The organism is Propionivibrio sp. (assembly GCF_041441355.1).
In the GTDB taxonomy this organism is placed as follows: Bacteria; Pseudomonadota; Gammaproteobacteria; order Burkholderiales; family Rhodocyclaceae; genus Propionivibrio.
In genome coordinates this window covers 107,724-124,425 of record NZ_JASDTF010000039.1, presented here as the reverse complement: position 1 = coordinate 124,425, position 16,702 = coordinate 107,724, and the positions used below count along the sequence as shown (strand labels likewise).

General features: G+C 67.9%; 17 protein-coding genes. 11 read left to right on the top strand and 6 right to left on the bottom strand.

Going from position 1 to position 16,702, the window contains the following annotated elements; genetic code table 11:
- Positions 1-45: 45 nt before the first annotated feature.
- On the bottom strand, positions 46-852 hold the full coding sequence (ppgK, locus tag QMB55_RS13820) for a polyphosphate--glucose phosphotransferase (RefSeq protein WP_497589302.1): 807 nt from the start codon (positions 850-852) through the stop codon (positions 46-48).
- A gap of 65 nt (positions 853-917) precedes the next feature.
- Between ppgK and QMB55_RS13815 the strand changes: the two genes are divergently transcribed.
- Complete coding sequence (locus QMB55_RS13815; protein WP_497589301.1) at positions 918-1,514, top strand: flavin reductase family protein; 597 nt, start codon at positions 918-920, stop codon at positions 1,512-1,514.
- Positions 1,515-1,595: 81 nt separating this feature from the next.
- On the opposite strand, the gene ppk1 is transcribed toward QMB55_RS13815, so the two are convergent.
- Positions 1,596-3,716 (bottom strand): polyphosphate kinase 1, encoded by a 2,121-nt coding sequence (ppk1, locus tag QMB55_RS13810; protein ID WP_497589300.1) that lies wholly within the window; start codon positions 3,714-3,716, stop codon positions 1,596-1,598.
- 215 nt (positions 3,717-3,931) lie between these two features.
- On the opposite strand from ppk1, the gene QMB55_RS13805 reads away from it, so the two are divergent.
- From QMB55_RS13805 to QMB55_RS13775, 7 genes are all read left to right on the top strand, one after another.
- Complete coding sequence (locus tag QMB55_RS13805) at positions 3,932-5,458, top strand: Ppx/GppA phosphatase family protein (protein WP_497589299.1); 1,527 nt, start codon at positions 3,932-3,934, stop codon at positions 5,456-5,458.
- 20 nt (positions 5,459-5,478) lie between these two features.
- The gene (locus QMB55_RS13800) at positions 5,479-6,612 is read left to right on the top strand and encodes an MlaE family ABC transporter permease (RefSeq protein ID WP_497589298.1); all 1,134 of its coding nucleotides are present in this window, start codon (positions 5,479-5,481) and stop codon (positions 6,610-6,612) included.
- 1 nt (position 6,613) lies between these two features.
- Complete coding sequence (locus QMB55_RS13795; protein ID WP_497589297.1) at positions 6,614-7,384, top strand: ABC transporter ATP-binding protein; 771 nt, start codon at positions 6,614-6,616, stop codon at positions 7,382-7,384.
- A 9-nt stretch (positions 7,385-7,393) separates the two neighbouring features.
- Positions 7,394-8,341, top strand: a complete 948-nt coding sequence (locus tag QMB55_RS13790) for an MlaD family protein (RefSeq protein WP_497589296.1) — start codon at positions 7,394-7,396, stop codon at positions 8,339-8,341.
- A 19-nt stretch (positions 8,342-8,360) separates the two neighbouring features.
- The gene (locus tag QMB55_RS13785) at positions 8,361-9,002 is read left to right on the top strand and encodes an ABC-type transport auxiliary lipoprotein family protein (RefSeq protein ID WP_497589295.1); all 642 of its coding nucleotides are present in this window, start codon (positions 8,361-8,363) and stop codon (positions 9,000-9,002) included.
- 147 nt (positions 9,003-9,149) lie between these two features.
- The gene (locus tag QMB55_RS13780; protein ID WP_497589294.1) at positions 9,150-9,821 is read left to right on the top strand and encodes a hypothetical protein; all 672 of its coding nucleotides are present in this window, start codon (positions 9,150-9,152) and stop codon (positions 9,819-9,821) included.
- Between the two features lie 151 nt (positions 9,822-9,972).
- The gene (locus QMB55_RS13775) at positions 9,973-11,643 is read left to right on the top strand and encodes a heparinase II/III domain-containing protein (RefSeq protein ID WP_497589317.1); all 1,671 of its coding nucleotides are present in this window, start codon (positions 9,973-9,975) and stop codon (positions 11,641-11,643) included.
- A gap of 31 nt (positions 11,644-11,674) precedes the next feature.
- Here the strand turns inward: QMB55_RS13775 and QMB55_RS13770 are convergent, their stop codons facing one another.
- Entirely contained in the window at positions 11,675-11,887 is a 213-nt protein-coding gene (locus QMB55_RS13770; RefSeq protein ID WP_497589293.1) for a hypothetical protein, read from the bottom strand.
- A 350-nt stretch (positions 11,888-12,237) separates the two neighbouring features.
- Here QMB55_RS13770 and QMB55_RS13765 point away from each other — a divergent pair, with 350 nt between their 5' ends.
- A complete protein-coding gene (locus tag QMB55_RS13765) occupies positions 12,238-13,047 on the top strand; it encodes a class I SAM-dependent methyltransferase (RefSeq protein WP_497589292.1) in 810 nt (269 codons plus the stop codon).
- Positions 13,048-13,065: 18 nt separating this feature from the next.
- Here QMB55_RS13765 and QMB55_RS13760 read toward each other — a convergent pair whose 3' ends face one another.
- The gene (locus tag QMB55_RS13760) at positions 13,066-13,536 is read right to left on the bottom strand and encodes a GNAT family N-acetyltransferase (RefSeq protein WP_497589291.1); all 471 of its coding nucleotides are present in this window, start codon (positions 13,534-13,536) and stop codon (positions 13,066-13,068) included.
- A 160-nt stretch (positions 13,537-13,696) separates the two neighbouring features.
- Between QMB55_RS13760 and QMB55_RS13755 the strand changes: the two genes are divergently transcribed.
- Positions 13,697-14,656 carry a GGDEF domain-containing protein gene (locus tag QMB55_RS13755; RefSeq protein ID WP_497589290.1) on the top strand — a complete coding sequence of 320 codons (960 nt, stop codon included), beginning with the start codon at positions 13,697-13,699 and terminating at the stop codon, positions 14,654-14,656.
- 4 nt (positions 14,657-14,660) lie between these two features.
- On the opposite strand, the gene QMB55_RS13750 is transcribed toward QMB55_RS13755, so the two are convergent.
- Together QMB55_RS13750 and QMB55_RS13745 are read right to left on the bottom strand one after the other, a co-directional pair.
- Positions 14,661-15,023 carry a hypothetical protein gene (locus QMB55_RS13750; RefSeq protein WP_497589289.1) on the bottom strand — a complete coding sequence of 121 codons (363 nt, stop codon included), beginning with the start codon at positions 15,021-15,023 and terminating at the stop codon, positions 14,661-14,663.
- A gap of 142 nt (positions 15,024-15,165) precedes the next feature.
- Positions 15,166-15,885, bottom strand: coding sequence for a pseudouridine synthase (locus QMB55_RS13745; protein ID WP_497589288.1), 720 nt, complete (start codon positions 15,883-15,885; stop codon positions 15,166-15,168).
- A 184-nt stretch (positions 15,886-16,069) separates the two neighbouring features.
- Between QMB55_RS13745 and QMB55_RS13740 the strand changes: the two genes are divergently transcribed.
- Positions 16,070-16,681 carry a LysE family translocator gene (locus tag QMB55_RS13740; RefSeq protein ID WP_497589287.1) on the top strand — a complete coding sequence of 204 codons (612 nt, stop codon included), beginning with the start codon at positions 16,070-16,072 and terminating at the stop codon, positions 16,679-16,681.
- Positions 16,682-16,702: the final 21 nt, after the last annotated feature.

Here is a 16,702-nt window from a genome sequence, read left to right as displayed (position 1 = left end):
GCTTCCGCTCGGAGAGGCGGCCCGTAACCTCCGTGTTCTTGGTGCCTAAGCTTTAGTGCTGCCTTTGCGCGGCGACGCGTGGCCTTTTTTGGGTGCCGCGGCCGGCGTCTGGCGTAGACCGTTTTCGGCGATCAGCGCCGCGCCGACGATGCCCGCTTCGTTCAGGAAGGAGGCGGCGACGACAGGCGCTTGCGTCTTGAGGTAAGGTGCGTATTTTTCTAGTTTTTTGCTCACGCCGCCGCCGATGACGATCAACTCGGGCCAGAGCAGGTGTTCGAGCGTGCACAGCACGTGCCCGAGGCGCGGCCCCCAGTCCTTCCACTTGAGCTTCTTGGTCACCCGCGTCGCTTCTGAAGCGTAGGGCTCGGCTTCCTTGCCGTTGTCGAGGTGGATGTGGCCCAGCTCGGTGTTCGGCAGCAGGCGACCGTCATGGAAGAGCGCGGTGCCGAGGCCGGTGCCGATGGTGACGATGAGCACGGCGCCCGTTTTCTCGCGTCCGGCGCCGAAGCGCATCTCGGCCAGCCCCGCGGCATCGGCGTCGTTGGCGACGAAGACCGGGCAGCCCGTGTGCTGCGCGAAGTGGGCGGCGATCGGCAGGCCGAGGAAGCTCTTGTCGATGTTCGCCGCGGTGCGCACCGTGCCGCCGACGATGGCCGCCGGAAAACCGATTCCGACCGGTCCGCGCCAGCCTTTTTGCTCGACGATGGCGCGCAAGGCTTCGCCCACGGCCTTGGGCGTGGCGGGCTTGGGGGTGAGGATGCGTTCGCGCTCACCGATCAGCGTGCCGGTCGCGGTGTCGACCACTCCGAATTTGATCCCCGTTCCGCCAACGTCGATGCCCAATATCTGCATGTGCTTCTCCCGTAAAATCGAAGGCGCTCCGAATTAGATTACATCCTAGCCGAGAAGGACTTTCCATGCCCATCGACTCGCTCGCGGCCACCGTTTCCGTGCCGCTGGAAAAAAGCTACCTCCTGCTCAACCATGGCCCGGTGACGCTGGTCACCAGCGCCGCCGGTGAGCGGCACAACGTCATGGCTGCAGCCTGGGCGATGCCGCTCGACTTCGCTCCGGCCAAGGTGCTACTGGTCGTCGACAAAAGCAGCTATACGCGCGAACTGATCGAGGCTTCAGGTGAATTTGCGCTCAACCTGCCGCTGCGCGCGCAGGCGGACGCGGTGATCGACGTCGGCAGCCGCAGCGGGCGCGACGGCGACAAGTTCGCCGCCGCCGGGCTCACGCACTTTCCTGCGCAGCGCATTGCCGCGCCGCTGGTCGCCGGATGCGCCGCCTGGCTCGAATGCCGCGTCCTGCGCGAGCCACACAACGAGCGTAGTTATGATTTGTTCATTGCCGAAGTCTTGGCCGCGCACGCCGATCCGGCGCTGTTTTCGGACGGCCGCTGGCATTTTCGGGACGCCGCGCGAACGACCTTGCACTACCAGTCGGGCGGGCGCTTCTTCGCCACCGGCGAGGCGTTCGAGGTGTCCGGGGCGGAGAAGCACCTGGCCTAAGGCCGGCCTGCGCGCGCCTGTGGATGCGCCCTCCAGCGGCACGGCAGGGCGCACCGGATGGACCTTCCGGCGGGCGGGAAATTACGGTTTGAGCAGTTCGATCAGCTCGCTCTGGGCGCAGCGCAGTTTGTTGCGCGCACGGCGCAGGTGGTAGTGGCCGTCGGCGTCCATCTCCCAGCTTTGCTGGTTGTCGGCGAGGTAGATCTGCAGGCCTTCGGCGATCACCCGGCGCTTGAGCTTCTTGTCGAGGACGGGGAAGGCGAGCTCGATGCGCCGGAAGAGGTTGCGCTCCATCCAGTCGGCGCTCGAGAGGTAGACGTTCTCCTTGCCGTCGGCATGGAAGTAGAAAACGCGGTGGTGTTCGAGCAGGCGGCCGACCACCGAGCGCACGCGGATGTTTTCCGAAAGCCCGGGGATGCCCGGACGCAGGGCGCAGACGCCGCGTACGATGAGGTCGATCTTCACTCCGGCCTGCGAGGCTTCGTAGAGCGCACCGATGACGCCGGGTTCGAGCAGCGAATTCATCTTGGCGATGATGCGTGCGCGTTTTCCGGCGCGGGCGGCGGCGATTTCGCCGCGGATCGCGCCGAGCAGGCTCTGTTGCAGGGAGAACGGGGACTGCCAGAGGTGCTTGAGCGTCTGTGCGCGGCCGAGGCCGGTGAGCTGCTTGAAGACCTCGTTCACGTCGGCGCCGATCTCCTCGTTGCAGGTGAGCAGGCCAAAGTCGGTGTAGAGGCGCGCGGTGCGCGGGTGGTAGTTGCCGGTGCCGAGGTGCACGTAACGACGCAGCGGGCCGCCCGGCCGACCTTCCTCGCGGCGCACGATCATCAGCATCTTGGCGTGCGTCTTGTAACCGACGACGCCATAGACGACGTGCGCGCCGACTTCTTCGAGTTTGGTCGCCCAGCCGATGTTGGCCTCTTCGTCGAAGCGTGCCATCAGCTCGACGACGACGGTGACTTCCTTGCCGTTCTGCGCCGCGCGAAGCAGCGACTGCATCAGCACCGAATCGGTGCCGGTGCGGTAGACGGTCATCTTGATCGCCACCACCTGTGGGTCGACAGCCGCCTGCTCGAGCAGCTCGATCACCGGCGCGAAGCTCTGGTAGGGGTGATGGAGCAGGATGTCGCCCTTGCGCATGGCGTCGAAAAGCTTGTGGCACTTGTACAGCGCGTTCGGCGTGCCGGGCTGGAAGGGCTGGAACTTGAGGTCGGGGCGCGCCACCCAGTCGGGCACCTGCATCAGGCGCACCAGATTGACCGGCCCCTGCACGCGGTAAAGGTCGGCTTCGCCCAGGTTGAACTGGGCGAGCAGGAAGTTGGCCATCGTCTCCGAGCAGTTGTCGGCGACCTCGAGCCGCACGCCGTCGCCGAAGTGGCGTTGCGGCAACTCGCCCTGGATCTTGGTGCGCAGGTTCTTGACCTCTTCCTCGTCGACGAAGAGGTCGCTGTTGCGCGTGACGCGGAACTGGTAACAGCCGAGCACGTCCATCCCGGCAAAAAGTTCGCCGACGAAACCGTGCAGGATCGAGGACAGGAAGACGAAACCGTATTCACAAGCTTCGCCGCTTTCGCCGTTGCACAGCTCGCGCGGCAGGCGGATGACGCGCGGCAGGACGCGCGGCGCCTGCACGATGGCGGCGCCCGAACTGCGTCCGAAAGCGTCCTTGCCGTCCAGCTCGATGGCGAAGTTGAGGCTCTTGTTGAGCACGCGCGGGAAGGGGTGCGACGGGTCGAGGCCGATCGGGGTGAGCACCGGCATCACCTCGCGCATGAAATAGCCGCGAATCCAGTCGCGCTGCGCGGCATTCCATTCGCTGCGGCGGATGAAACGGATGCCCTCGGCGGCGAGCGCCGGCAGGAGGTCATCGTTGAGCAGCGCGTATTGTTCCTCGACCAGCGCATGCGCCTGCGCGCTCACCTGTTCGTAGGCGGCACGCGCCGAGAGGCCGTCGGTGGTGACGGCGACCGAGTTGAGTTTGAGCTGTTCCTTCAGCCCGGCGACGCGGATCTCGAAGAACTCGTCGAGGTTGCTGCTGACGATGCACAGGAAACGCAGGCGTTCGAGCAGCGGCGTGCGCGGGTTCCTGGCCTGGGCCAGCACGCGGCGGTTGAAGGCGAGGATGCCCAGTTCACGATTCAGGAAGTGCTCGGCCGGGCGTTGCGAGGCTGTGGGGCGCGAGGCGTCTGTACGGGGCGACATGTCGGCCATTGAAGCAGGATCGCGCCGAACTGACAAGCGCGCCGGTCCGCCCCACACCATTTGACATTGAGTTTCGCCCGGATTGAACCAGAATGAGCGAGGCGCCCAGCGTGCGCGGCCCGCCAGGGCTATCGGTGTGCGGTGTAGAATCGGCGCTTTTCCCCACGGCGCTTGCGCGCCGCGCTGACCGGCCCGGGGCGAGGAGGGAAGGGACCATGGGTTACGCACAGATTGCCGCCGTCGATCTCGGCTCGAACAGCTTTCGGCTCGAAGTCGGGCGGGTTGTCGACGATCAGATCTATCCGCTCGACACCGTCAAGGAACCGGTGCGCCTGGCGTCCGGCCTCGATGCCGCGAAAAATCTCGACGCCGCCGCCCAGCAACGGGCATTGCGTGCGCTGGCGCTGTTCGGCGAGCGGCTGCGCGGCTTCCAGCCCGGTTCGGTGCGCGCGGTGGCGACCAACACCCTGCGCGTGGCCAAGAACGCGCGCGAACTCCTGCCGGCCTTCGAGACCGCGCTCGGCTTTCCGATCGAAGTCATCGGTGGGCGTGAAGAAGCGCGCCTGATCTACATCGGCGCCGTGCACGAGCTGCCGGCGACACGCAACAAGCGCCTGATCGTCGATATCGGCGGCGGTTCGACCGAATTCATCGTCGGCAAGAAGCTCGACCCCTTGCTGATGGAATCGCTGTACATGGGCTGCGTCAGCTATTCGCTGCGCTTCTTTCCCGACGGCCGCGTCGACCGCAAACGCTTCCAGGAGGCCGAGCTTGCCGCCGCACGCGAGATTGCGACGATCGCCCACGATTACCGTGCGCTCGGCTGGGAGGAAGGCGCGGCCACCTCGGGCACCGCGCGCGCCATCGTCGATCTGCTCGAGGCCAACGGCCTCAACCCGGACGGGGCGAGCGGCATCACCCGCACTGGCCTCGGGCTCTTGCGCGAGGCGCTGATCCGCGCCGGGACGGCCGGCCAGCTCAAACTCGCCGGCATGCGCGCCGACCGCATTCCGGTCTTCGCCGGCGGGTTGGCGATCATGTGCGCGGTGTTCCAGGCCTTCGGCATCGAGCGCCTCGTCTATTCGGAAGGCGCCTTGCGCCTCGGCGTTCTCTACGACCAGCTTGGGCGCTTCCAGCAGCACGACATGCGCGACGTGACGGTGCGCCAGTTCATGCGCCGCTATCAGGTCGACGTGCGCCAGGCCGAACGCGTCGAGCGCGATGCGCTGACCCTGCTCGGCCAGATGGTGCCCGTTGGCGACGTCGCTTTCGAAGCCGACCTGCGCCAGCTGCGCTGGGCATCGCTGATGCACGAAATCGGCCTGTCGATCGCGCACACCGGCTTTCACAAACACGGCGCCTACATCGTCGGCAACGCCGACATGCCCGGCTTTTCGCGTCGCGACCAGGAGCGCCTGGCGCAGCTCATCCTCAGCCAGCGCGGCAAGCTCGAGAAACTGCAGAGCATCCCTTTCACCGATCCGCTCTGGCGGCTGGTCTGCGCTTTGCGTCTGGGGGTCCTCTTCAACCGTTCGCGTGACGACAGCCCGCTCCCGGCCTGCATCCTGCGCCACACGCCGAGCGGCTTCAGCCTCGACGTGCCGGGCGACTGGCTTGCCGCCAATCCGCTGTCGACGGCGGCGCTGGCCGACGAAGCGCTGGTCTGGCAGCGCCTGGGCATCGGCCTGCGCATTCGCCGTCGCAACGTCGCCAAGCGTTTGCCGGAAACGGGCGCGGCATGAAGCGGAGGAAGGCTTAAGGCATGGCCGGGCTTGAACTCGAAATAATCGAGGAAACCGCCGCGGCGGCGCCGGGCGGGCGCGTCGTGCTGCGCGGCGAGTGGACGCTGTCCGCGCTGAGCGAAACGGCGGGCGGCGTGCCGGCGCTTGAAGCGCGGCTGCTGGCGCAGCGCGGCGCGGCCTGGGACTTGCGCGGCATCCACCGCCTCGACAGCGCCGCGGCCTTGCTCTTGTGGCGGGCCTGGGGGCGGCGCTGGCCGGAGGCGCTGGCGGTCTCCGAGCTGCAGCGGGCGGCGATCGCGCGCGTCGCCGCCTTGCCCGAGCAGGCGCCGCCGCAGCGCCGCGAACCGCCTTTCGCCTGGGTGTATGCGCTCGGGCGGGCGAACCTGTCGGCCTTGCGCAACCTGCAGGAGGTCGTCACCCTGGTCGGCCATCTGGTGCTCGAAATCGCCTACTTGTGCCGGCACCCGCGCGACATCCCGTGGCGCGAATTCTCGGCCACGCTCTACAAAAGCGGGGCGCAGGCGCTGCCGGTGACGGCGCTGGTCGGTTTTTTGATCGGCATCGTCCTCTCCTACCTTTCCTCGCTGCAGCTCAAGACCTTCGGCGCCGACATCTACATCGTCAACCTGCTCGGCATCAGCATCACCCGCGAACTCGGGCCGGTGATCGTCGCCGTCCTGGTGGCCGGGCGCTCGGGCTCGGCGATGACGGCGCAGATCGGCGTCATGCGCGTCACCGAGGAGATCGACGCGCTGGCCACCATGGGCGTCTCGCGCATCTTGCGCCTGGTGCTGCCCAAGGTTGCCGCGCTGGCCATCGTCATGCCGCTGCTGGTGATCTGGTGCGCTTTCGCCGGCATCGCTGGCGGCATGGTCGCCGCCAACCTCGAGATGGGGCTCGACTACGGTTTCTTCCTCCAGGCCCTGCCGCGCGCGGTGCCCGTGGCCAACCTCTGGATCGGCATCGGCAAGGGCTTTTTCTTCGGCCTCCTGATCGCGCTGATCGCCTGCCATTTCGGGCTCAAGGTTCGGCCGAACACCGAGAGCCTGTCGGCGCGCACGACCTCGGCGGTGGTGACCGCGATCACCGTCGTCATCCTGGTCGACGCGCTGTTTGCCATCCTTACCCGCAACGTCGGCATGCCGGGGGTTTGAGATGAATGCTTCCACCCCCGTCATCCGCATCCGCGACCTGCACACGCGCTTCGGTCGGACGGTGATCCACCGCGGCATCGACCTCGACGTGCCGGCGGGCGAGATCGTCGGCCTGGTCGGCGGTTCAGGCAGCGGCAAGACCACGCTGCTGCGCGAAATCGTCGGCCTGCTTGAACCGACCTCGGGTTCGGTCGAACTCTTCGGACAGCCCGTTCTCGGCGCCGATGCCTCGACGCGACGCGCGGTGCGGCGACGTTTCGGCATGCTCTTCCAGCAGGGCGCGCTGTTCTCGGCTTTCTCGGTCTTCGACAACATCGCCTTTCCGCTGCGCGAGCTGCGCACGCTCGACGAAGACCTGATCCGCGCGCTGGTCTTCATGAAGCTCGGTCTGGTCGAACTGGCGCCCGAGCACGCCGCGCTGATGCCGGCCGAGCTCTCCGGCGGCATGATCAAGCGCGTCGCGCTGGCCCGTGCGTTGGCGCTCGAGCCCGAGTTGCTGGTGCTCGACGAGCCGACCGCAGGCCTCGACCCCGACCTCGCCGACAACTTCGTCAAGCTGATCCGCATGCTCCAGCGCGAGCTGGGCTTCACCGTGATCATGGTCACCCACGACCTCGAAACCCTGGCGGGCCTGGCCACGCGCGTTGCCGTGCTGGCCGAGCAGCGCATCGTCGCCTACGGCACGCCGGCCGAGGTGCTGGCCGTCGACCATCCCTTCATCCGCAATTTCTTCTGCTCCGAACACGCCACCGCGCTCATGCAGCGGCGTTAAACTAGACCCATGGAAAACCGTTCGCACGCACTCATCGCCGGACTCTTCACCGTGCTCCTCGGCCTTGCGGCCCTCGGCGCGCTGTGGTGGTTCGGCGACAGCGACGAAGAAACCCGCGACTACCTCGTCGTCACCACGCGCACGGTGAGCGGGCTCAACGTGCAGGGGCAGGTGCGCTACCGCGGCATCCGGGTCGGCAAGGTGGCCGACATCCGCCTCGACCCGAACGACGTGCGCAGCACCCTGATCCGCATTGCCATCGACCGCGACATCCCGCTCACCGCCGGCACGACGGCGCAGCTCGGCTATCAGGGCGTGACCGGCATCGCCCACGTGCTGCTCGACGACGACGGCAGCGATCCGCGTCCGCTCCAGGGCGAGGGCGGGGCGCCGGCACGCATTCCGATGCAGGAGTCGCTGATGCAGGGGTTGGCCGACAACGGGCGCGAAGTGCTGCGCCAGGCACGCGAGCTGATGCTCAGCGTCAACGCGCTGCTCGATGCCGATAACCGCCGCCGCATTTCCAACACCCTCGCCAACCTCGAGGCGACCACCGCCGAGGCGCGTGCGGCGACGGCGCAATTGCGCAGCGTGCTGACCTCCGAGAACGTCCAGAAACTTGAAGCGACGCTCAACCATGCCGAGCACGCGACGGCCCAGGCCGGGCCGTTTTTCGCCGAAGCGCGCGGCCTGGTGGCCCGCCTTCAGGCAGTGGGCGACAAGCTCGATGTCGCCCTGGGCGAGCCGGGGAGCGGCCAGTCGGCCGGACTGTTGCCGCGCGTCGATGACCTCACGCGCGAGCTTTCCGCCAGCAGCCGGCAACTCGGGCGCGTGTTGCAGATGCTCGAAGAGTCGCCGCAGAGCCTGATTTTCGGCCGCCCCGAGGCGCCGCCCGGCCCCGGCGAACCCGGTTTTTCGGCGCCTTCCGCGGCCCCGGCGCCGCGCCCCAGACCGTGAGCCTGCGATGATTTCCGCGATGAAGCTTTTTTCTGTCCGATTCCCCCTCCGTCCTGCCCGCGCCCTGTTGGCGGTCGGCGTGCTCTGCGGCGGCCTGCTCGGCTGCAGCGGGCTGCCGAGCGCACCGCCGCCGGTGGTGGTCTACGACTTCGGCCCCTTGCCGTCGCGGACCGCACCGGTCCGGCCCTGGCGCCTGGCTGTCGATGTGCGCATGCCCGCGTGGTACGAAGCCCTGCCCATCGATTACCGGCTCGATTACGACGATCCCCTGCTGCAGCGCGCCTACACCGGCAGCCGTTGGGCCGCCGCGCCGGCGAGCCTGATCGCCCGTCAGTTGCGGCGCCAGCTCGGGCTCAACGACGCCGGCACTGCGGTGAGCTGTTTCCTGCGCGTCGAGGTCGAGGAGTTCGTGCAGGTCTTCGCTGCGCCGCAGGACAGCCGCGGCGTGCTCAATGCCGTCGTCACCGTGCTCGACGAACGGCGCCGCCCCTTGGCGATGCTGCCGCAGCAGATCGAAGTACCGGCCGCGACGCCCGATGCGCGGGGTGGCGTGCGCGCCTTGGTGAGTACCGCCAACCGGCTGGGCGAGAACATCGAGGCCTGGCTCGTGGGCCTCGAAGGCGAGGGGCGTCTGGCCGCCTGTCGGCCGACCCCAGGCTGATCGGGCCGTCAGGCTCTGCGGCGGGTGGTTTGCGGCCCGCGTCCAGGTGTGCCAAGCTGAGGGGCACGGCATGCATCCGGAATTCGAACCGGCGCGCGGCGGCTTGACCGCCGTGGCGTGCGTCCGGAAAACGCTGAAAGGAGTCCCATGATCCGCACCCCGACGACCCGCCGCCCGGCGAAGGCTGCGAGCCCGCGCGCCGGCACCGGCGCGGCGACGAAGCCCGCGCCGAAGGCCGTGAAAGCGCGCCCGGCCGCGCCAGCGACGATTACGACGGTGAAGAAGGTGGCGAAGGCGACGGCGACGGCCAATAAAACCGCGACCGCCCGACCGGCGCCGGCCGCGGTTCAGGCCGTAAACGCCTCTGCTAAATCCGCCGCGGCCTCGCCCGCGAAGCTTGCGCCCAAAACTGTTCCGAAGGCCGGAAAACGCGCACCGGCGCTGCTGCCGGCGACGCCCGAAACCACCAGCAAGGGGAAGGCGAAACGCCGCCGCTTGAGCAAGGCGTTCTCGTTGCCGCTCGAAGACAGCCGCAAAAAGGCGCGCAAGAAGGAACTCAAGCGCGTGCTCAAGGCGCTGCAGGCGCTGGCCGACGAGGGCATGGTCAGCGGGCGCTACACCCTGCCGGGCGAGGAATACGCGCAGTTCGTGGAGTTGCGGCGCAAGCTCGAAGGGCTCGGCGTTCCGGCCAAGAAAAATCAGCTGCTGCGCGCGGGGCTGCAGGTGCTGGCGCAGTTGCCGCAGACTGAGCTTGTTGCCGCTCTGGCGGCCTTGCCGGCATTGCCCGACGCGCAGGACGATGCCTCCGGCGAAGAATGAGCGGCACGCCGAGGGCGCGCGGGGCGTTTTAGCACCGGCTCGCCGCCGTTTTCTCTCGGCGTGCGCCCTGAGCCCGCTGCTCGCCGCTTGCGCCGCGCCGAACCGTGTGGTCGCTGGGTCGGCTTCGTCGCCGGCTCACCCCCGCTTGCTGGTGACCGAGGCCGAGTGGGCGTCCTTGCCGGCGCGTCAGCGGCGGGACCCCGACGTGGCGCGTCTGACCGCTGCCATCCTGGCCCGGGCGCGCAGCGATCTCGCCAAACCGCCGGTCGAGCATCGTCTTCAGGGCCGCCGTCTACTTGGGGTGTCGCGCGAATTCCTGCGCCGCAGCCTGTTCTGGTCCTTCGCCTGGCGGATCACCGGCGAGCGCGTCTATCTCGAACGCGCGCAGAAGGAAATGCTGGCAGTCGCTGCCTTTCCCGACTGGAACCCGGCGCACTTTCTCGATGTGGCCGAGATGACCGCGGGCCTGGCGATCGGCTACGACTGGCTCTACGCCGAGTTGTCTCCGGCCGCGCGCACGACGCTCCGCCGCGCACTTGTGGACAAGGGCATCGCTCAGGCGCGGCACGGACACAAGACCTTCAAGGCGACGCATAACTGGGGGCAGGTGTGCATCGGCGGCATGGTGCTCGGGGCGCTCGCCGTCGCCGAGGATGAACCCGAGCTTGCCGCCGACGTGCTGGCTGCCGCCCGGCGCGATGCGCCGATCGCCCTGGCGGCTTATGGCCCCGACGGCGTTTATCCGGAAGGCCCGAGCTACTGGGTGTATGGCACGGCTTACGAGGTGCTGCTGATCGCCGCGTTGCGCACCGGCTTGGGGACGGACTGGGGGCTGATGGCGGCCCCCGGCCTGCTGGAGAGCGCTGAATTCTATGCGCAAAGCATCGGGCCGAGCGGGCAGCATTTCAACTTTGCCGATGGCGGCGAGACGGGAGGCTTGCCCGTGGCGCTCGTCCATCTCGCGCGCGAACGCGGCCAGCCCAAGCTGCTTGCGGCCCAGCGCGAGCGGATTCGCCGCAATCGGGGGCTGACCGATCGTTTCGCCCCACTCTGCGCGCTTTGGTGGCCCGCCGAGTCTGATGCGGAGCGTGAGCTGCCGCTCCAGTTCATCGGTCAGGGGAAGCAGCCCTTGGCCATCTGGCGCGCCGCCTGGGACGACCCGCTGGCGCTGTGGTTCGGCATCAAGGGCGGCGGTGCAAATGCCAACCACGGCCACATGGACGCTGGCAGCTTCGTGCTCGAATGGGGTGGGGGGCGCTGGGCGAAGGACCTCGGTGCGCAGGATTACGACAGCCTGGAACGGCTGGGTCTCGACCTGTGGAGCATGAAGCCGGATTCGCCGCGCTGGCAGGTCTTCCGCCTGGGCAGCGAGGCGCACAACACGCTCACGCTTGACGGGCAACCGCACAGCGCCACCGGTATGGCCACGCTGACGCAGCTTGATGCGCGGTGCGTCGAGATCGATCTTGGCCCGGTGCTCGGGGTGCCGGCACGGCGCGTGGCGCGTTTTTCCGATGCCGCCGTAGATATCGAGGACCACATCGACGTCGCACCGGGGCGGCGCGTCCGCTGGGCCATGGCGACGGAAGCCGAGCTTCGATTGAGCGCCACTACGGCGCAGTTGGCGTTCGGCCAGCAGCGCTTGCGGCTCGATTTTTCCGGAACGCCGGTGACACTCTCCAGCCTCGACATCAGCCTTCCGCGGCGCAGCTACGACCACCCCAACCCGGGCACACGGCAGCTGATCGCGACCGCGGTGGCTCCGGCGGACGGGCGCGTTCGGCTGACGGTGCGCTTTCGGCGTGCGGAAGTGGAGGGCTGAGGTGGGGCGTGCTTAGGACGGCTGTGCGCGATCAGACGAGGGCCACGTCGGCCAGGTTGACGACCACGCGATAGCTGCTGCCGTAGCAGATGAGTTGCTTGAACTGCTGACGGACTTCGGCGACCAGAAAACTGTTTTCGAGGGCCAGACCGTGCCGTTGGGCGCGCCGCTTGATCTCCTGAAAGATCTCGTTGTTGAGCCGGACGATGCGTCCCACGTAACGTTGCAGATGGGCTTTCTTCATGCCTTCTCCTCAGATGTTCTGGCGACCCGGTGACGCCCTGGATGGGCGAAAACCGGCTGGGGGGGTGGGGCGGTGTCCTCTTGCGAGGGGCGATTACCGACTGCGTTGCCGACTGCGCGGCGGGGGTCGGGGAAGCTTCCTGAGCATTCTAAGAGGGCCGCGGGCGGCAATCTGTACCCGCTCTGTGCCCGCTCTGTAACCGTCCGTATCGCAGCACAGCGAGTGGACCAGGGCTTGCTAGCCAGAAGGCGCTCGCGGTCGGTGTGCATGGACAGCGCTGTCGCCCCGGCGTAGGATCAAAGCCCCCTTTAATGCGGGCGCAAGGGCGCCCGACGAATGCGGAGCAGTGCTTGGAACTCTACGCACACGGCGAACACACGATCTGGACCGATCCGTACATCCGCCGACAGCTTTTGCTTGCCCAACTCGACCCTGAGACCGATGCCGCCAGCCGGCGCCCGCAGGCCCGCGCCGCGATCGTCGACTGGCTGCTTGGCGGCATCGAAGGCCCCGGAACGGCGCTCGACCTCGGTTGCGGCCCCGGCCTTTATGCCGAACGCCTGGCCCGTCGCGGCTGGCGTGTCACCGGCCTCGACGTGAACGGTGACGCGCTGGCGCATGCCCGGGCCAGCGCGGCGGCGGCCGGCTTGAGGATCGATTACCGCGAAGGCAGCTACCTGGTGCCCTTTTCCGCCCAGCGCTTCGACCTCGCCTATTGCATCTACTGCGACTTCGGCGCCTTGCGCCCGGACGAGCGTACCGCCTTGCTGACGCAGTTACAGGCCCGTCTGCTTCCGGGCGGGCAGTTCGTCTTCGACGTCTTCGGGCCGGGTCTTTGTTCGACGCGGCGCGAAGGCGAGGTGCACAGCGAGCAGGCGGCGGCAGGGTTCTGGTGCCAGGCCGGCGGACACGCCCGCATCGAGACCCGGCATTTCCCTTCGGCGCAGGCCTGGGGGCAGTCGATCGACCTCGAAGAGCACGGTGTCGCGCCGCGCCGCTTCGTGCTCTGGGACCATTACTTCACGCCCGAGGGCATCGAAACCCTGCTCGCCGAGGCCGGGTTCGAGTTGCTGGAGATCGTCACCGGCATCGCCGGCGAAAACACCTTCACCTCGGACGACGTACTCTTTGTCCGCGCACGGCGCGGCGCGGGGCGTTAAGGCACAGTGCGCCGTCGCTCAGGCGGCGAGCGTTTTGCGCATCAAAGCGACCGGATGGCCGTGGTAAACGAGGTGTTCCTGCGTGTGCCAGCCGAGTCCCTGGTAGAAGGTTTCCGATTTCGGCGTGTAGAGGTGGAGTTCGGCGACGCCCAGCGCCCGCGCTTCGTGCTCGATGGCGTCGACCAGGATGCGGCCGACGCCTTGGCCGCGCCGTTCGGCCTTGACGTAGAGGCCGGCGAGCCACGGGGTGAGATCGGGGCGCGTGTCCAGGTCGTTGATCTTGAGGCAGACGGTGCCGATCAACTCGTCCCCGGAAAAAGCGAGCAAGGCCAGCGGGATGGCGCCCTTGCGCGCTCGCTCGGCGATCCGGCGTTCGACTTCGGCGAGGTCGCAGCCCGGGTTGAGGTCGGCCCATTCGTCATGGAACCAGCGCGCAAGCTGCGGGATCTGTTCGCGATGCTCAGCCAAGTAAGCGATACGGATGCTCATGACATGAAACTCCCAGTGCGGGCCTGACGCGCGGCAATGTTGTGATTGTGCCCGAAGCCGGGCGTTGCCGCGATGCGGGCGGCGAAAGCCAGGCCGAATTGGACTATGCTGCATGGCAGGTGTGTCCCCGGCACGCCCACCCCACCGACATCGGGATGCCATGCCTCGACTTGAACAGCAGGATTTCCAAGGCGGCCGCGGTTTTGGCGCGGAACGATTGCCGTTGACGCCTGCGCCGAGCGTCCTGCCGGCGTGGTTCGGCGGCCTGGTCGCGGTGCTGGTTATCGTGGTCGCAGCGTTCTATGGCAAGGCGAACACGGATTGGGACTGGGTCGACATTTTCGGGGAGGGCTCGGTCCTGGCCATCCTGCTCGTCGTTTATGCGCGCGTCGCCCGTACGGCCTTGGTTTCGGCCGTGCGCATGCCGTTGATGACGGGGTTGCTGCTGATGATCGCCGCCGCCTCCGCCGATTGGGCCGACGAATTCCTGCTCGCGATGCCTTTTCTCAACCTGCTCGAGAACTTCGGTTTTGTCATTGGTGGGCCCTGCGTCCTCTATGCCCTGTTTGCCGAGGAGCAGATTCGCGGCCATGAGTCCTCTCGACTGCAGCGGCAGGCGCAGCATTTCGAGTCGATGGCCCTGCGTGATGCGCTGACGGGCGTTGGCAGTCGCCACGCGTTCGAGTGGCAGTTCGCCTCGCGGGCCCCGCAAGGCGGTTTCGCCCTGTTGCTGCTCGACATCGACGGTTTCAAGCGGGTCAATGACGAGAACGGTCACGCCGTGGGCGACGACATCCTTCGCCTGACGGGCGGTTTGTTGCGCGATTCGCTGCGCGAAGGGGACTTCGCGTACCGCTACGGCGGCGAAGAATTCGCGCTCGTCATCAACACTGCCGAAGTGCAGCAGGCGCGCGAAATCGCCGAGCGTTTACGGGCCAACTTCGCCGCGCTCGAGCACCCCGCGCTCGAATTCGGGCGCCGCGCCGGCACGTACGGCACGCTGAGCGTCGGGGTGGCCATGGCCGCGCCCGGCCTGGAGGCGCCGGCCCTGTTCAAGGCCGCCGATCAGGCCTTGTACCGGGCCAAGGCCGGCGGGCGCAACCGCGTCGAGACGGCCTGAGGGCTCAAGGCTGTGCGGCGAAGATCAATCCGGCGATGGCGAGAAAGACGATCCAGGACAGGTGTCGGCCGCGGGTGAATACCAAAGGCAGTACCGCTGAGATGAGTGCCACCAGAGCGACCACGCGCAGCGTGCCCGCGGCAGTGATTTCCCCGTGCGCGGCGAGCAGCACCAAAGCGGCCAAGCCCCACCAGGCGAGCGTGGTCAGATGCCAGGCAAAGCGCAGGGTGCCGATGGTGAAGGCGGTACCGCCGAACAGTGGCGGCAGGTTGTCGCGCTTGAACAGGCGGGTGAGCAGGTAACGTTCGCCGAGCACGGAGTGGGCGAGGCCGAGTAGGGCGATCAAGACCGCGGCAAGTTCCAGCATCGGGCGTTCTCCTTGGATGGCGAAACGATTAGCCGAATAGCCGATTAGCCGGAGCGCGGGCCCTCGGCGGGCGTCTGCGACGGCGGCAGCTTACGGCGCTAGCCCGGCGCCGTCCATCGCTGCGGCCGGGGAGGCTGAGGGCTCAGCGCTTTTTCGTTGTGCGTGTCGTGGGCACCGGTTGTTCGGAATGTGCCAGACGCGTGAGGGGCGCTGCGGCCCGCTTTTTCGGCCCTTGGGCGTGAAACGCTTGGCGCGGCGAGCGCGGCGTGTGTCCCGGGCGAGCCGGTGGGGTTTGCGCGGGCAGCACGGCGCGCATTTCTTCCTCCGTGGCGCGCCGCCAGCTTCCCGGCGCGAGGCCGTCGAGGCTGAAATCGCCGACGCGGGCGCGGATGAGACGCAGCGTCGGGTGGCCGACCTTGGCGGTCATGCGCCGCACCTGGCGGTTCTTGCCTTCGCGGATGGTGAGTTCGATCCAGGCGGTCGGGATGTGGGCGCGGTGGCGGATCGGGGGCGTGCGCGGCCAGAGGCCGGCGGGCTCGTCGATGCGTCGCACTTCGGCCGGGCGGGTGACGAAATCGCCGAGGTCGACCCCGTTACGCAAGGCCGCCAGCGCGGCGTCGTCGGGTTCGCCTTCGACTTGCGCCCAGTAGGTTTTGGGCAGCTTGTGCTTGGGGTCGGCGATGCGCGCTTGCAGCGGGCCGTGGTCGGTCAGCAGCAGCAGGCCTTCGGAGTCGGTGTCGAGCCGGCCGGCCGGGTAGACGGCCGGGACGTCCACATAGTCCGCCAAACACTGGTGCGGCGGCGAGGGGGTGAACTGACAGATGACGCCGTAGGGCTTGTTGAGCAGGAGCAGGGTGGGCATGGGGTCGCCTTGGGGTTCGAGGCGCGATTGTGGCACACGTCGGCACGGCCGAGCGGTCGTTGCGGGCATGGCCCTGGGAACGCCATTCCATGCGCCCTCCAGCCCGGCTGCAGGGCGCGTCGTTCCTTGCGTTCAGGGCGGGGCGTATGATGGCCGCCGTGATTCCTTTGCCGAAAGACGCCTGATGTCGCTCGAAGCCTTGCTGCTCGTCCTCTCAATCCATGCCGTGGCGCTGATCTCGCCCGGCCCCGACTTCGCGGTGGTGACGCGCCTGTCCATCGTTTCCGGGCGGGCGACCGGGCTGTGGGCGGCGGCGGGCGTCGCGGCGGCGATCGGCGTCTATGTGCTGCTCTGCGCCTTCGGCCTGACGCTGGTGCTGGCCGCCTTGCCGGGTTTGTCGCTCGGCCTCTCGGTGGTCGGCGCGGCCTACCTCGCCTGGCTGGGCCTGCAGTGCCTGCGTTCGAAGGGCGCGCTGCCCGAGGCGCGCGCCGAGGGGCGCGGCGGGCGGGCGTTCGTCACCGGTTTCTTCACCAACCTGCTCAATCCGAAGGCGATGCTCTACTTCGGCTCCATCCTCTCGCAGGTGCTCACGCCCGAGCTCGACCTCGCGGCCCGGGCGCTCGTCTGGGCGCTGCTGGTCGGCGAATCCTTCCTCTGGTTCGCGCTCGTCGCGGCGCTGTTTTCCTCGCCGCGGGTGCTCGCCTGGTTGCGTCTGCGCCTCCAGTGGTTTGAGCGCGCGATCGGCGTCGTGCTGCTGGGCCTGGCGGCCAAGGTGGCGAGTACGGCGCTACGCTGAGAACGTCTTAAAGCGAACGCG

What these genes read in the sequence shown, in the direction of transcription:
- QMB55_RS13755 (WP_497589290.1), top strand. Translation starts at nt 13,697, where the DNA reads ATGCCTCGACTTGAACAGCAGGATTTCCAAGGCGGCCGCGGTTTTGGC.
- QMB55_RS13795 (WP_497589297.1), top strand. Translation starts at nt 6,614, where the DNA reads ATGAATGCTTCCACCCCCGTCATCCGCATCCGCGACCTGCACACGCGC.
- QMB55_RS13750 (WP_497589289.1), bottom strand. Translation starts at nt 15,023, where the DNA reads ATGCTGGAACTTGCCGCGGTCTTGATCGCCCTACTCGGCCTCGCCCAC.
- QMB55_RS13800 (WP_497589298.1), top strand. Translation starts at nt 5,479, where the DNA reads ATGGCCGGGCTTGAACTCGAAATAATCGAGGAAACCGCCGCGGCGGCG.
- QMB55_RS13805 (WP_497589299.1), top strand. Translation starts at nt 3,932, where the DNA reads ATGGGTTACGCACAGATTGCCGCCGTCGATCTCGGCTCGAACAGCTTT.
- QMB55_RS13740 (WP_497589287.1), top strand. Translation starts at nt 16,070, where the DNA reads ATGTCGCTCGAAGCCTTGCTGCTCGTCCTCTCAATCCATGCCGTGGCG.
- QMB55_RS13760 (WP_497589291.1), bottom strand. Translation starts at nt 13,536, where the DNA reads ATGAGCATCCGTATCGCTTACTTGGCTGAGCATCGCGAACAGATCCCG.
- QMB55_RS13785 (WP_497589295.1), top strand. Translation starts at nt 8,361, where the DNA reads ATGAAGCTTTTTTCTGTCCGATTCCCCCTCCGTCCTGCCCGCGCCCTG.
- QMB55_RS13815 (WP_497589301.1), top strand. Translation starts at nt 918, where the DNA reads ATGCCCATCGACTCGCTCGCGGCCACCGTTTCCGTGCCGCTGGAAAAA.
- ppgK (WP_497589302.1), bottom strand. Translation starts at nt 852, where the DNA reads ATGCAGATATTGGGCATCGACGTTGGCGGAACGGGGATCAAATTCGGA.
- QMB55_RS13790 (WP_497589296.1), top strand. Translation starts at nt 7,394, where the DNA reads ATGGAAAACCGTTCGCACGCACTCATCGCCGGACTCTTCACCGTGCTC.
- QMB55_RS13745 (WP_497589288.1), bottom strand. Translation starts at nt 15,885, where the DNA reads ATGCCCACCCTGCTCCTGCTCAACAAGCCCTACGGCGTCATCTGTCAG.
- QMB55_RS13770 (WP_497589293.1), bottom strand. Translation starts at nt 11,887, where the DNA reads ATGAAGAAAGCCCATCTGCAACGTTACGTGGGACGCATCGTCCGGCTC.
- QMB55_RS13780 (WP_497589294.1), top strand. Translation starts at nt 9,150, where the DNA reads ATGATCCGCACCCCGACGACCCGCCGCCCGGCGAAGGCTGCGAGCCCG.
- ppk1 (WP_497589300.1), bottom strand. Translation starts at nt 3,716, where the DNA reads ATGTCGCCCCGTACAGACGCCTCGCGCCCCACAGCCTCGCAACGCCCG.